The organism is Epibacterium sp. ABV4_022, from assembly GCF_056159345.1.
Map to the genome: position 1 here is coordinate 1,350,278 of NZ_JBSWVA010000001.1, position 13,916 is coordinate 1,364,193.

Here is a 13,916-nt window from a genome sequence, read left to right on the forward strand (position 1 = left end):
ATGACATCATTTCCCACACTTCAGGACAGTTTCGCCGCCCGGGCGCGCATTGCCGGCGGCATTCGTCAGACGCCGCTGGTGGAGTCTGACGCCCTCAGCGCCCTGACCGGCGGTCGGATCGCGCTCAAGCTGGAGCAGTTGCAGATCACCGGCAGTTTCAAGCTGCGCGGTGCCACCAATGCGGTGCTGTCGCTGAGCGATGCGCAAAAGGCGGCGGGCGTGGTCGGGGTTTCCACCGGCAACCACGGGCGCGGTCTGGCCTATGCGGCGGCGGGCGCCGGGGTGCGCTGCATCATCTGCATGTCGGAGCTGGTGCCGCAGAACAAGGTCGACGGCATCCGGGCGCAGGGCGCCGAGGTGCGGATCATCGGCCGCTCGCAGGACGATGCGCAGCTGGAGGTCGACCGGCTGGTGGCCGAGGGCATGACCATGCTGCCGCCCTTTGATCATCGCGATATCATCGCCGGGCAGAGCACCCTGGCGCTGGAGTTGATCACGCAGGCGCCGGATCTGGACACCGTACTGGTGCCGCTGTCGGGCGGGGGGCTGATGTCCGGCGTCGCCATGGTGATGAAGGCCGTCAATCCCGCGATCCGCATCATCGGCGTATCGATGGAGCGCGGCGCTGCCATGCACGCCAGCCTTGCGGCCGGCAAACCGGTGCAGGTCGAAGAGCAGGAGACCCTCGCCGACAGTCTCGGTGGCGGCATCGGGCTCGACAATGCCTATACCTTCGAGATGACACGGCGGCTGGTCGACGCGGTGGTGCTGGTCACCGAAGCGGAAATCGCGGCGGCGATCCGGCACGCCTATGTCGCGGAGCGCCAGGTGATCGAAGGCTCCGGCAGTGTCGGCATCGCCGCGCTGCTGGCGGGCAAGATTGACACCCCGGGGCGCTGCGTGGCGCTGATTTCCGGCCAGAACATCGACATGGCGCTGCACAAGCGGATCATCGACGGCGAGGACGTGGATGTGGCGGCGCTCGCCCGGACCAAAGGAGGCGCGGATGCCTGATATCAAGATCCTGACCGAAACCGATCTGCGTGCCGCGATCCAGCTGGATCACGATGCGGTGGCCTGCGTCGAGGAGGCCTTTCACCTGCTGGCGACGCGGGAGGTGCAGATGCCGCCGATCCTCAGCTTTCACGTGCCGGAGCACAATGGCGAGGTGGACGTCAAAACCGCCTATGTGCCGGGGCTGGAGGGGTTTGCCATCAAGATGAGCCCGGGGTTCTTTGACAATCCCAAGCTGGGGCTGCCCAGCCTGAACGGGCTGATGGTGCTGTTTGATGCCAAAACCGGCATTGTGCGGGCGGTGCTGCTGGACAATGGCTATCTGACCGATGTGCGCACCGCCGCCGCCGGGGCCGTTGCCGCCCGGCATCTGTCGCGCGCCGACTGCAGGGTGGCCGGCATTCTGGGCAGCGGGCTTCAGGCGCGGCTGCAACTGGAGGCGCTCTGCCTGGTGCGGGACATCAAGCGCGCGGTGATCTGGGGCCGGGATGCGGATCGGGCCGCGGCCTGCGCGCGGGACTGTGCCGCGCGTCTCGGGATCGAGGTCACGACCGGCAGTATCGCCGAGGTCATGGCGCAGGCGGATGTTGTGGTCTCCACCACGCCTTCCACCACGCCGTTGATCTCTGCCGAGATGCTGCGCCCGGGACAGCACGTCACGGCGATGGGCTCGGACGCGGATTACAAGAGCGAACTGGCGCCGGATGTGATCCCGGCGGCCACGGTGTTTGTCTGTGACCGGCTGGCGCAATCCGTCGCCCAAGGCGAATTGCGCCCGGCGCTGGCCGCCGGCACGGTCACCGATCCGCAGATCTATCCCGAACTGGGGCAGGTCATCGCCGGCACTCGCCCGGGGCGGGGCTCGGATCAGGACATCACGGTCTGTGACCTGACCGGCACCGGCGTCCAGGACACCGCCATCGCAACCCTTGCCGGAACCCGCGCCGCAGCGGTCGGGGCCGGAACCCTCATCACCAGCTGATCAATCAGGACATACCCCAATGGCAGAGCCCAAGCTGCATTTCTCCCGCGCTGAATTCCAGCAGCGGATCGACCGGACGCGCGCGGAAATGGTCCGCAACGGTCTGGATCTGTTGATCGTGACCGATCCCTCGAACATGAACTGGCTGACCGGCTATGACGGCTGGTCTTTCTACGTGCACCAATGCGTGGTGCTGCCGCTGGAGGATCCGCCGCTCTGGTTTGGCCGGGAACAGGACGGCAATGGCGCCCTGCGCACCTGCTTCATGGGAGAGAGCCAGATCATCGGCTATCCGGACCACTACGTGCAGTCCAGCGTTTGCCATCCGATGGATTACCTCTCGGCGCAGCTGGCGGACCGGGGCATGGATGGTGGCAATATCGGCGTCGAGATGGACAACTACTGGTTCACCGCTGCCGCCTACGGGTCCTTGCAGAAGCATCTGCCGAACGCAAACTTCGGCGATGCCAACGGGCTGGTGAACTGGCAGCGCGCGATCAAGTCCGACGCCGAGCTGACCTATATGCGGCAGGCCGGGCGCATCGTCGAACGCATGCACCAGCGCATCTTTGACAAGGTCGAACCGGGCCTGCGCAAGAGCGACCTTGTGGCCGACATCTATGATGCCGCCCTGCGCTATGACGCGGAGACCGGTTTCGGGGGCGACTACCCGGCGATCGTGCCACTGCTGCCCTCGGGCGCCGATGCCGCCGCGCCGCATCTGACCTGGGACGATGAGCCCATGCGCCCGAACGAAGGGACTTTCTTTGAGATCGCAGGTGTGGTGAAACGCTACCATTGCCCCCTGTCGCGCACCGTGTTCCTGGGCAAGCCGACGCCGGCGTTCCTGGATGTCGAGAAAGCGGTGCTGGAGGGCATGGCCGCCGGGCTGGAACAGGCCAAGGTCGGCAATACCTGCGAGGATATCGCCAATGCCTTTTTTGCGGTGTTGCGAACCCATGGGATCGAGAAAAACAGCCGCACCGGTTATCCGATCGGTGTCAGCTACCCGCCGGACTGGGGCGAGCGCACCATGTCCCTGCGTCCCGGCGACCGGAGTGAATTGAAAGAGAACATGACCTTTCACTTCATGACCGGATTGTGGACAAAGGACTGGGGCTTTGAAATCACCGAGAGCATTCGCATCGGTCACAACGGACCCGAGTGCCTGGCCAATGTGCCGCGTAAGATGTTGATTAAGGACTGAGAGATGAAAGCGAACCCGATAAGCGCGACAATTCCGTTTGACGAGGACGGGGTGCACCACGGCTTTCTCAAGCTGCCCTACAGCCGCGATGACAGCGCCTGGGGATCGGTGATGATCCCGCTGACGGTGATCCGCAACGGCGCAGGCAAGACCGCGCTGCTGACCGGGGCCAACCACGGCGACGAATACGAAGGTCCGGTGGCCCTGCAGGAACTGGCCAGCCTGACCCGCGCCGAGGATGTCACCGGGCGGCTCATTATCGTGCCCTATTTCAACTACCCGGCCTTTCGCGCCGCAACGCGGACCTCGCCGATCGACCGGGGCAACCTCAACCGGGCCTTTCCCGGCCGTCCCGACGGCACCGTGACCGAAAAGATCGCCGACTATTTCCAGCGCACGCTGTTGCCGATGGCGGATCTGGCGGTGGATTTCCACTCCGGCGGCAAGACGCTGGATTTCGTGCCCTTTGCCGCCGCGCATATCCTCGATGACAAGGCGACCGAAGCGGCCTGTTTTGCCGCCATGCAGGCCTTCAACGCGCCCTATTCGGTGCAGATGCGCGAGATCGACAGCGTTGGCATGTATGACACCGCGGTGGAGGAGATGGGCAAGGTGCTCGTCACCACGGAGCTGGGCGGGGGCGGCATGTCCACCGCCCGCAGCAACGCCATTGCCAAGAAAGGCCTGCGCAACGTGCTGATCCACAGCGGCATCCTGCGCGGCGAGATGCAGATCGACCCCACCGTGGCGCTGTCGATGCCGGACGATGAGTGCTTTGTGTTCAGCGAAGGCGACGGTCTGTTCGAGGTGATGAAGGATCTGGGCGAGCCGGTGACCAAGGGCGAACTGGTGGCCCGGGTCTGGCCGCTGGATCGCACCGGCCAGCCGCCGGAGGAGTATCACGCACGCCGGGACGGTGTGCTGATCAGTCGCCATTTCCCCGGTCTCATCAAATCCGGCGATTGCGCCGTGGTGGTGGGCGTGGTCGAGCGCTGACATGCAACTGGACCAACGTGATCTGGAAATCCTGCGCGTCCTGTCCACCGAGGGGCGCATCACCAAGGCGGCTCTGGCGGACCGGATCGGCCTGTCGCCGACGCCCTGCTGGGACCGGCTGAAGAAACTGGAGCAGGCCGGGCTGATCGAAGGCTATGGCGCACGCCTGAACCTGAAAAAGCTCGCCCCGCATGTGACGGTGTTCGTCGCGGTGGAGCTGGCCGATCACACCGCGCCGAGCTTTCAGTCCTTCGAAATCGCCATGCAGCGTTACGAGGAAGTCGTGGCCTGCTGGGCCCTGGGGGGCGGGTTCGACTACCTGTTGCAGATCGTCACCCGCGACATCGACGCCTATCAGCGCCTGATCGACGCGATGCTGGATGCCCGGATCGGGTTGAGCCGCTATTTCACCTATGTGGTGACCAAACCGGTCAAGGGCCAGAGCGCGCCGCCGTTGCAACTGCTCCTGCAAGGAGAATAGCCACGGCGCGTTCCCCCGCTGCTGCGGCGCCCGGTTGCGGGGGCACTGGCACGCCCGATGACCTGTCCTCTGACCGTGGCTCTGCGCAGGGCTTTCCTCTGTCAGCTGCGCGAACTTCAGCCACATCTTCTGTCGGGTTCAGGCAGAATCCTCTGCAAGTCAAAGGAGGATTGTGATGACTGAGACCGCTCTCTCGGCACGTTCGGACATTATGGACAAGGCGCTTGTGCGTTCTTTTTCCTACGTAAATGGCAAATGGTGCGCGGCGTCGAACGGGGAAAGCTTCCCGGTTCTGGATCCCGCCAATGGGGCCGAGCTGGGTCACGTCGCCAGCCTCACCGCCGAAGATTCCTCTGCCGCCGTGGATGCCGCGCAGGCGGCCTTCGCGGATTGGGCGGCGATGCTGCCGCAGGACCGCTCTGCCATCCTGCGCCGTTGGTTTGACCTGCAAATCGCCCACAAGCAGGATCTGGCGCGGATCATGGTGCTGGAGCAGGGCAAACCCCTGTCCGAAGCGCTGGGCGAAATCGACTATGGCGCGGCCTTTGTCGAGTTTTATGCCGAAGAGGCAAAGCGGCCCAATATCGAAGGCGTGACCAGCCATCTGCCCGATGCCGAGGTCGAACTCTGGCGCGAGCCGGTGGGCGTTGCGGCGCTGATCACGCCCTGGAACTTTCCGGCGGCGATGCTGACCCGCAAGGCGGCGGCGGCGCTTGCGGCGGGCTGTACCGTGGTGGCGCACCCGTCGGGAGAGACGCCGTTCAGCGCGCTGGCGCTGGCGGAACTGGCAGAGCGCGCCGGGTTCCCGCCCGGGGTGTTCAACGTGGTGACCGGCAAGGCCGCCACCGTTGTCGAGCCCTGGACGCGCGACACCCGGGTGCGGGCCCTGTCGTTCACCGGCTCCACCGAGGTGGGCAAGCTGCTCTATCGTCAGTCCGCCGAGACGGTCAAACGGCTGGTGATGGAACTGGGCGGCCATGCGCCCGTCATCGTATTCAAGAACTCCGACCTCGACCGCGCGGTGGCCGAGACCATCAAGGCGAAATTTGCCACCTCCGGGCAGGATTGCCTCGGGGCGAACCGCATCTTTGTCGAACGCGCCATCTATGACGAGTTCTGCACCCGCTTTGTCGCGGCGACGCAAGCGCTGACCGTGGGTAAGGGGATGGACGATCCCGACATCGGCCCCCTGATGAACGAAAAAGCGGTGCAAAAACAGGAACAACACGTGGCCGACGCGCTGGAAAAGGGGGCGACCCTCGCTTGTGGTGGCAAACGCCACGCGCTGGGGCCGCTGTTTTATGAACCCACCGTGTTGACCGATGTGCCCGCAGATGCGGCCATCCTGCGCGAGGAGACCTTTGGCCCCGTCGCGCCGATCACGCCGTTTGACACCGAGGAAGAGGTGATCCAGCGTGCCAATGACAGCGAATATGGCCTCGTCGCTTATGTGCACAGCCACGACCCGCGCCGGATCTATCGCCTGAGCCGTGCGTTGCAGTTTGGCATGGTGGCGGTCAATCGCACCAAGGTCACCGGCGCGCCGATCCCCTTTGGCGGCACCAAACAATCCGGCATGGGGCGCGAGGGCGCACGTCTGGGCATGGAAGAGTTTACCGAGGTCAAATACGTCTGCCGCGACTGGGCGTAACCCTCGATGGATACGAGATTTTCCACCCCGCGGGTGGAGCACGGAAATAGGAAGGACACGAAATGCTGAAGAACGATCAACTGGACCAATGGGACCGCGACAACTTCTTTCACCCCTCGACCCATCTCGCGCAGCACGCGCGCGGTGAGAGCGCAAACCGCGTGATCAAGACCGCCTCCGGCGTCTTTATCGAGGACCGCGACGGCAACAAGCTGTTGGATGCGTTTGCCGGGCTTTACTGCGTCAACGTCGGCTATGGCCGTCAGGACATTGCCGAGGCGATCGCCGATCAGGCACGCGAGCTGGCCTATTATCATTCTTACGTGGGCCACGGCACCGAGGCGTCGATCACGCTGGCCAAGATGATCCTGGATCGCGCGCCCAAGAACATGTCGAAGGTCTATTTCGGCCTTGGCGGGTCGGACGCCAATGAAACCAACGTCAAACTGATCTGGTACTACAACAACATCCTTGGCCGCCCCGAAAAGAAAAAGATCATCTCGCGCTGGCGCGGCTATCACGGCTCCGGGCTGGTTACCGGCTCCCTGACGGGGCTTGAGCTGTTCCACAAGAAATTCGACCTCCCCGTCGAGCAGGTGATCCACACCGAGGCGCCTTATTACTTCCGCCGCGAGGATCTCAACCAGACCGAAGAGCAGTTCGTGGCCCATTGCGTGGCTGAGCTGGAAGCGTTGATCGAGCGTGAAGGTGCCGACACCATCGCCGCCTTCATCGGTGAGCCGATCCTGGGCACCGGGGGCATCGTGCCGCCGCCCGCAGGCTATTGGGAGGCGATCCAGACAGTTCTGAAGAAACACGACATTCTGCTGGTTGCGGATGAGGTCGTCACCGGCTTTGGCCGTCTGGGCACCATGTTCGGGTCGGATCACTACGGTCTGGAGCCCGACATCATCACCATCGCCAAGGGTCTGACCTCCGCCTATGCGCCGCTTTCCGGTTCCATTGTCAGCGACAAGGTCTGGAAGGTGCTGGAGCAGGGCACCGATGAAAACGGCCCCATCGGCCACGGCTGGACCTACTCCGCGCACCCCATCGGCGCGGCGGCGGGTGTGGCCAACCTGAAACTCATCGACGAGCTGAACCTTGTCAGCAACGCCGGCGAGGTGGGGGCCTACCTCAACGCCACCATGGCCGAGGCGCTGGGTGAGCACGCCAATGTGGGCGATGTGCGCGGCGAAGGCATGCTCTGCGCGGTGGAATTTGTGAAGGACCGCGACAGCCGCACCTTCTTTGACGCCGCCGACAAGATCGGCCCGCAGGTTTCGGCCAAACTGCTGGAGCAGGACAAGATCATCGCGCGCGCCATGCCGCAGGGCGATATCCTGGGCTTTGCGCCGCCCTTCTGCCTGACCCGCGCCGAGGCCGATCAGGTGGTCGAGGGCACTGTGCGCGCGGTGAAATCCGTGCTCGGCTGAGATCCCGCCCGTCTTGCAAGAAAGCACTGTCCCCCGGTTGGCCGATGCCAGCCGGGGGATTGCATTTGGGCGTAGCTCTTCGGGGCTGGCCGGACAGGGATACGTCGCAGGTTCACACCGGCTCTATCGCAACACAGCCGCAAAAATCCGTGGCCCTTGCACATTCTGCGCGACAGGGTCCTTCGTGTCATGGTTGTGATAGGGGGATGTATCCAAGCTTGAGACCAGAGCAGATTTGGAACGGACGTTCCTGTTCGCCCGGGCACGCCGCAGTCGCGGTCGGACGGAACCGGGTTCAGAGCAGGGGCCGCAGCAGGGGGACCAGATGAGCAATACTGATGATCCGCAGGAGGCCGGGATAAAGGCCAGCGCCATCGCCTGGGCACGCACCATGTATGACCTGTCCGGCTGGGTCTGGGACCACACCGGGGGCAAGCTGGCCTCCGGCGCCGAAAGCACCGAGGCCATCTCAGAGACCGCGATGCAGAAGATGCGCGCGCGCATGGATCCGCGCCCCGTCAAAACGGTCGTGCCGCCGGGGGCATCGTCGCAGGAGGAAGCGGCGATCGACCAGCTCTTTGCCGATTTGCTGGATCACCTCGACACCCATGCCGGGAGCGAGGATCCGACGCAGGCCAAGCAGATGTTCGTCGCGGTGGTCAATCGGGTGGATCAGGCGAAACAGGATATTGCACAGCGTGCGCTTGAGGCAAAGAAAGTTGAGCTGTCGGACCGGCTGAAGGCCATTCCCTTTTCGACCGAGGTGACAGCCACCGAGGCACGCGCCTTTGCCAAGAGCCGCAGCACGCTGTCACGGGTGATTGCCGGGGCGACCGACCTGTCCAAGCTGGAGCCCGTCGATCCTGCCCTGACCAAGCTTGAAAAGGCGGTGACGGCTGCCTTGGCGATGGTGGGACCACGCCAGCAGGCGCAGGACCAGATCACCGCCGCACGCAGCGCGCGCGACGCGATGGCCAGGGTCGTCGACAGAGGCTACTACAAGGCCGTCACCGATGCGATCGCGGCTGCGGACAAGGCATTGCACGCGGCCAAAACAGCGTCGGAGATCACATCGTTGCGGGCCGCCTTGAAGGCGGTCATGGACAAGGAAGGCGACGCGCGCGCCTATGCGGCGGAATATGAGAGCAAGTCGCTCAAGGTCGAACTGTATCTCTCCGTGCACGCGCCCGACCCGGACCGCGACAACCGCAGCCCCGCCCATGCGGCCTGGATCGCCCTGGCCAAATCCGCGGCGCAGAAATCGGCCGCGCTTGATTTCAGCGGCGCGCGGGCGGAACTGGCGAAGTTCGAAACCCATTCTGCGGTTTCCGGTGATGGCGCAAACGTCAGTGATTGCGGGAGTTTCGCCGCCGCCTACGACAGCTTCATGGCGAACTATGATGACAAACGCCTGTTTATCAAAGGCTCCAAGATCCGGGGCGCGGGCGCGATGGATGCGGATCTGGCGGCGGCGCGCAAGAAAGGCATCTGCGACACCGACTGGGCCGCGGCAAAAACACTGCTGGAGGATTTGCAGGACAAGATCGACAAGCTGCATCCGGTCGCTGTCGAATGGCGCAAGATCTATCCGCTGACATCGTCTCTGGCCAGTTCCGATCCCTTGCGGCAGGCGGTGGACACGGCGAAGTCGAAACTGAAATCGGACGGCAGCGGCGATCATGCAGCGGCAAAGGCCGCGTTGACCGGGGTGTCGGGCACAGAGCGCAAGCGCGCGGCCACGCTGGCGCGGCTGGCGGCGGTTAAGAAACGGGTAGAAGGCATCGACACCAGCGCCTTTAGCGCGGCGCACAGCTATGCCAACGGTCTGGTGTCCGGCGTGGAGGGCGATATTCCCGGTGACCTTGATGCGGCCAATACCGGGCTGGATGCGCTTGAGCCGAAACTGGATGCGATCGAGGCCTGGATGCCGCTGATGACGGATGCGCGTGCGGCGCGGGCGATGCAGGATGCATCGGATACCTATGGGTTCCTGGATGACGCCATTACCGAGGCCGGCAAGAACGACTATGCCAAGGCCAGGACAAAGGCGGCAGCAGCCCTGACCAACTATCAACTGCTGGCGCGGTATCAGCCGCTCCGGGCGCAGGTGACCGGCGTGCGGGACTGCCAGACATCGGGAACGCCCCCCCATGATCAGGTGGATGCGGCGCTGACAGAGGCGCATGACCTGGCGACCGTGCAAAAGGATCTGGCGAAGGCGATCACCCGTCTGCAACAGGTGCTGGCGGACCCTGCGCTGGCCGAATTGGCGCATGAGATCGGCCTGTGGCAACAGCAGTATCCGCGCGTGAAGAAACAGCACGACAAGATCACCACCGGGATGGAACCGGCCGCGGCCAAGAAGACCCTGACCGATGCCATCGCGACGGTCGAAGACAAGGCGAACACCGATCACGATTACCCTGCGGCGATGGAGCTGCTGGAGACCCATCGCCAGGCGCTGGTGGCCGGGCGCGCCTATGTCGCCGATCGCAAACGCGCGAAGTCGTTGAAAAAGGCGCTGGACCGGGCGGTTGCGACCTTTTCCGGCGTGCCGGATGTGGAACAGAAACTCTATGGCCACACGGACGACAGCAAGCTGCGGGCGGCGATGAAGGCGGCAGATGATCTCGCCATTGCGGGGCAGGTGGCGGATGCGGCCAAGGCCTATGCGGCGCTGCTGACATCCTGGCAGGGTTTTGCCAAGGAAACCGCCAAGCTGCACGAAGCCGCAGATGCGGTGGGGTCAAACGCGGGCCATTCGATCGACCGGCATGGCGCTGATGTCACGGACGCGGAGCTGCTGGCGCGACTGACCACCGGGGTTGCGCCGGATGGCAAGACCTCGACGACCAGGGCCTCGTCGAAATTCGACACGTTCGAAGCCTGGTTGCAGGCGCGTGAGGAAGGTGCGGCGATGCTGGAGCAGAAATCGCACCCGGGCAGCAGCGACACCATCAAGGTCTCTGACACCTCGGTACCGGCGGATGTGAATGCGGTGGTGGCGATGAAGGCGGAGATCGACCATCAAGGGCCGATCGACAAGGCCTATGTCGGGGTGAAACCCGCCCCGGGTGTGGATCCGGTCAAGGGCAAGATCGGCAAGGGCGATACCTACGAGACCTATGAGGCGCTCAACGGGATCACCCGCAGCCAGACGCTGTGGCTGTTCGAGATTGACTTCTCCGGGCTGACGATCCCGCCGGTGGGTCATGTCTCGCCGCCGGATTTCAGGCACAAGGGCGACCCCAAGGCCTATATCGACATCTACACCACCGAGCATGGTGCGGCACCGGCGAGCATCCCCGGCAAGTGGGTGATGATGCAACTGTTCCCGCTGGTCGACAAATGGAACCAGGAGCTGCAGGATTATGAAACCTAGTCAGAGGTTTGAGAGATGAAGATCAACTATTACGTGGTGCGGCGCTACCTGAGCTGGCTGACAGAGGGGCGTGCAGCCTCCGACCCGGATCGCCTCGATGACTGGGAGAGCTATGAGCCCGACATGGACCAGATGATACGCGAGGCCCGCGAGGCAGGCGACGAGGTCCTGCTCAAGCGATCCCTGGATTCGCTGATCGCCGACCCGGACGGGCGCATTGATGCCTTTGCCGGCCAGGTGCACGGGTTCGACGAGGATGATCTGGTGGCGCTGTTTACGGCCGCGTTCGACTATCTGTGGCCGGACGAGATGCTGAGCGAGCCGGGCGCGGGGCCGGCGCTGGAATTCGTGCCGATGTCGGATGAGGAATGGGCCGCGCGGCAAGGGCAGGGCTGAACCGGAGGAGGGTGCTATGGCGACGGGCGACACTGATCCCAGCTTCGATCTCGATGTCATTCAATCACTGATCAAGAAGGGCAAGGCGGGCGGGGGGCCTTTTCCCTTTGCCTTTGGTCTGGCGGCCAAGCCGGAGGCCTGCGGGTTCCTGCCGCATCTGCGCAAACCGGTGAAGGCGCTGAAATCCGAACTCAAATCCTCCAGCCCGGCGATCAAGAAAGTCTGCGTCGGAACCTTTACCGTGGAGGAGGGGCAGCTTCGGCTCAGCTGCGAAAAGCCGATCAAGGGGATCATCCGGCAGCTACGGGTTCGGTTTCGCAAGGCCGGGCTGGGCAAGTTCAAACCTGTGCTGGTGGGCCCCGATGGGCAGGAAATCGACGAGGACAGCCTGCCGGATGACGATGGCGCAGAGGAGCGCCAGCCGGCGGATCACACTGCATCGGATACGGCCACGGCAGATGCTGCAGCGCCATCGGAGGATGGCGGGGCCACCCTGAAAGCGCAGCTGGTGTCATTGAATGCGCGGCTGAAAGAGGCGCCCGAGGATCAGCGCGCCAAAATGGCAAAGGTCCTTCAGCTCGCCGTTGCCAAGCTGAAGGCGGGGGATATGGCCACCGCCCAAAAGGCCGCGGATCAGCTGGCTGCTGCGCTCGACCGCAATGGCGCCGAGACCGAGCGCGAGACTGGCAACACCGCGGCCCCCGGCGCGCCGCTGGACATCTGGATCGCGGCCAAGGACACGGTCGACGGGCAGATTGGGCAATTGCAATCGGCCTTGCGGGGGATCAAGCATCCCGCCTTTGACAGGATTGCGGATCTGGGGCTGGCGGGTCTGTCCGGGGGGACGGTGAACACAACATTGATGGCTGCCCTCTATGATTACAGGGACGCGCCGGCATCCCGGCAGGAGGACAGCCGCACGGCATTGCGCGCCGCCGTCGGGACCTATCGTGCGTTCCTGCACTCCGATCCCGTTGTAGCCCATTGCGAGAACAACCCCTTTGGCGTGCGCCTTACGCTGATCGAAACCCTGGGCGGGGCGCTGGATCGCATCGAGAGCGAGTTGAAAACCTAGAGTCCGGCACCGGGGCTGCGGGCTTGGCGGGGTCGTGCTTCAGCGCCGCCTGTGCCCTGCCGTGGGTCGACGGGTGAAATCTGCGCTTTGCCGATCGTCGCGGGTTGATCCTTCTGTCCCGGTGGCGATAAGCTCGCTGTCCAATATGACCCACGCCCCAGATCCCACTGATGAACCCTGTTCCGATGCGACCGCCCCTCCGGCGCCGCTCTTGACGTTCGAGCTGTTCGTACAGCCCGGGTTCTCGCAGCAGGAGCTGTCGTCGATCCTGGCGGTGCTGGAGGCGGCCAATGCGATGGAAACCGGGGCCTATTTCACCTGGCAGATCACCTCCGACTCGCCCGGGCTGCTGGCCAGCAACGGCGACATGCTGGTCCGGGCAGAGCCGGCGATCGGGGTGCAGTATCTGCGTGATGTTCTGTTCGTCGTCGGTGGGCGCAATTGCAGCGGCGGCAGCTGGCTGCCACGGGCGCGCGCCATGCAGAAGGAACGGCGCCCGGCCTTTCTGTTGTCGGAGGCGGCGGCGGAGTATATCCGGCGATCCGCGCCCCTGTCCGGACCGGTCACCACCCATTGGCTGGAGGCGCGCACGCTGCAGGAGACCGGAGACTATCCGACGCTCTCCAACCATCTGGTCGAGGACAATTCCGGTCTGCTGACCTGCGCCGGTCGCGGCCACACGGCAGAGCTTGTGATCCGTCTGCTGGCACAGGTCCTGTCGCCGCAGGATTGCGCCGAGTTGACCAGCCTCCTGGTGCTGGAGGCCACTCGGGGCTTCAGCGGCGAGCAGCCCAAGGGGGCGGCCCGGAATACCAATCTGCTTGAGGCCCGTCTGGTCAAGGCGATGGCGGTGATGGAGGCCAATGTGGAGCATCCGCTACCCACCGCAGAGATCGCCGAGCACGCCGGGGTGTCGATCCGGCATCTGGAGCGCCTGTTTCTGACCCATCTGCACACGACGCCGGCCAAACACTATATGAAGCTGCGGTTGAAACTGGCCAACAAGCTGATTTCGGACACCAATCTGCCGATTGCGGAGATTGCCTTTGCCAGCGGCTTTGCCTCTTCGACGTCGCTGGCACGGGCCTATCGCCGCGACTATGGGATGACGCCCTATCAGGTGCGCGCCCGCGATCGCGGTGTCTGACCGATCCGCCGCGCACTCGCTCCGCCGGGGTTTGTCAACAATTAACCGTCTTCTGCTAGGGTCGATGCGGGTCCAGAAGGTCGCTGACGCCGGCGGCGCCACCACGGGCAGGCGCGTGGCTGCCGGGGCGCCTGCGCCCTGCGTCGGGT

The 13,916-nt window shown here is 64.3% G+C and carries 11 protein-coding genes; all 11 read left to right on the top strand.

From position 1 onward, the window contains the following. Positions 1-1,014 carry a hydroxyectoine utilization dehydratase EutB gene (gene eutB, locus ACXAF5_RS06460; protein ID WP_474945974.1) on the top strand — a complete coding sequence of 338 codons (1,014 nt, stop codon included), beginning with the start codon at positions 1-3 and terminating at the stop codon, positions 1,012-1,014. Then, the gene (locus tag ACXAF5_RS06465) at positions 1,007-1,996 is read left to right on the top strand and encodes a cyclodeaminase (protein ID WP_474945975.1); all 990 of its coding nucleotides are present in this window, start codon (positions 1,007-1,009) and stop codon (positions 1,994-1,996) included. The genes eutB and ACXAF5_RS06465 overlap by 8 nt, the downstream gene beginning before the upstream one ends. Before the next feature lie 19 nt (positions 1,997-2,015). After that, positions 2,016-3,203 (top strand): ectoine hydrolase DoeA, encoded by a 1,188-nt coding sequence (doeA, locus tag ACXAF5_RS06470; RefSeq protein WP_474945976.1) that lies wholly within the window; start codon positions 2,016-2,018, stop codon positions 3,201-3,203. Between the two features lie 3 nt (positions 3,204-3,206). Then, complete coding sequence (gene doeB, locus ACXAF5_RS06475; RefSeq protein ID WP_474945977.1) at positions 3,207-4,199, top strand: N(2)-acetyl-L-2,4-diaminobutanoate deacetylase DoeB; 993 nt, start codon at positions 3,207-3,209, stop codon at positions 4,197-4,199. 1 nt (position 4,200) lies between these two features. After that, positions 4,201-4,680: an Lrp/AsnC family transcriptional regulator gene (locus ACXAF5_RS06480; RefSeq protein WP_239323092.1), complete on the top strand. Its 480-nt coding sequence runs from the start codon at positions 4,201-4,203 to the stop codon at positions 4,678-4,680. A gap of 175 nt (positions 4,681-4,855) precedes the next feature. Further along, complete coding sequence (locus tag ACXAF5_RS06485) at positions 4,856-6,331, top strand: NAD-dependent succinate-semialdehyde dehydrogenase (protein ID WP_474945978.1); 1,476 nt, start codon at positions 4,856-4,858, stop codon at positions 6,329-6,331. Positions 6,332-6,393: 62 nt separating this feature from the next. Beyond that, on the top strand, positions 6,394-7,767 hold the full coding sequence (locus ACXAF5_RS06490; RefSeq protein WP_239362684.1) for an aspartate aminotransferase family protein: 1,374 nt from the start codon (positions 6,394-6,396) through the stop codon (positions 7,765-7,767). A gap of 325 nt (positions 7,768-8,092) precedes the next feature. After that, positions 8,093-11,149: a hypothetical protein gene (locus ACXAF5_RS06495; protein ID WP_474945979.1), complete on the top strand. Its 3,057-nt coding sequence runs from the start codon at positions 8,093-8,095 to the stop codon at positions 11,147-11,149. A 15-nt stretch (positions 11,150-11,164) separates the two neighbouring features. Continuing rightward, positions 11,165-11,545, top strand: a complete 381-nt coding sequence (locus ACXAF5_RS06500; protein ID WP_239323096.1) for a hypothetical protein — start codon at positions 11,165-11,167, stop codon at positions 11,543-11,545. 16 nt (positions 11,546-11,561) lie between these two features. Next, entirely contained in the window at positions 11,562-12,620 is a 1,059-nt protein-coding gene (locus ACXAF5_RS06505; RefSeq protein ID WP_474945980.1) for a hypothetical protein, read from the top strand. Positions 12,621-12,765: 145 nt separating this feature from the next. After that, positions 12,766-13,767: a GlxA family transcriptional regulator gene (locus ACXAF5_RS06510; protein WP_474945981.1), complete on the top strand. Its 1,002-nt coding sequence runs from the start codon at positions 12,766-12,768 to the stop codon at positions 13,765-13,767. Positions 13,768-13,916: the final 149 nt, after the last annotated feature.

Coding starts and splice junctions, on each gene's coding strand:
- ACXAF5_RS06465 (WP_474945975.1), top strand. CDS start 1,007: ATGCCTGATATCAAGATCCTGACCGAAACCGATCTGCGTGCCGCGATC.
- doeB (WP_474945977.1), top strand. CDS start 3,207: ATGAAAGCGAACCCGATAAGCGCGACAATTCCGTTTGACGAGGACGGG.
- ACXAF5_RS06480 (WP_239323092.1), top strand. CDS start 4,201: ATGCAACTGGACCAACGTGATCTGGAAATCCTGCGCGTCCTGTCCACC.
- eutB (WP_474945974.1), top strand. CDS start 1: ATGACATCATTTCCCACACTTCAGGACAGTTTCGCCGCCCGGGCGCGC.
- ACXAF5_RS06500 (WP_239323096.1), top strand. CDS start 11,165: ATGAAGATCAACTATTACGTGGTGCGGCGCTACCTGAGCTGGCTGACA.
- ACXAF5_RS06490 (WP_239362684.1), top strand. CDS start 6,394: ATGCTGAAGAACGATCAACTGGACCAATGGGACCGCGACAACTTCTTT.
- ACXAF5_RS06495 (WP_474945979.1), top strand. CDS start 8,093: ATGAGCAATACTGATGATCCGCAGGAGGCCGGGATAAAGGCCAGCGCC.
- doeA (WP_474945976.1), top strand. CDS start 2,016: ATGGCAGAGCCCAAGCTGCATTTCTCCCGCGCTGAATTCCAGCAGCGG.
- ACXAF5_RS06485 (WP_474945978.1), top strand. CDS start 4,856: ATGACTGAGACCGCTCTCTCGGCACGTTCGGACATTATGGACAAGGCG.
- ACXAF5_RS06510 (WP_474945981.1), top strand. CDS start 12,766: ATGACCCACGCCCCAGATCCCACTGATGAACCCTGTTCCGATGCGACC.
- ACXAF5_RS06505 (WP_474945980.1), top strand. CDS start 11,562: ATGGCGACGGGCGACACTGATCCCAGCTTCGATCTCGATGTCATTCAA.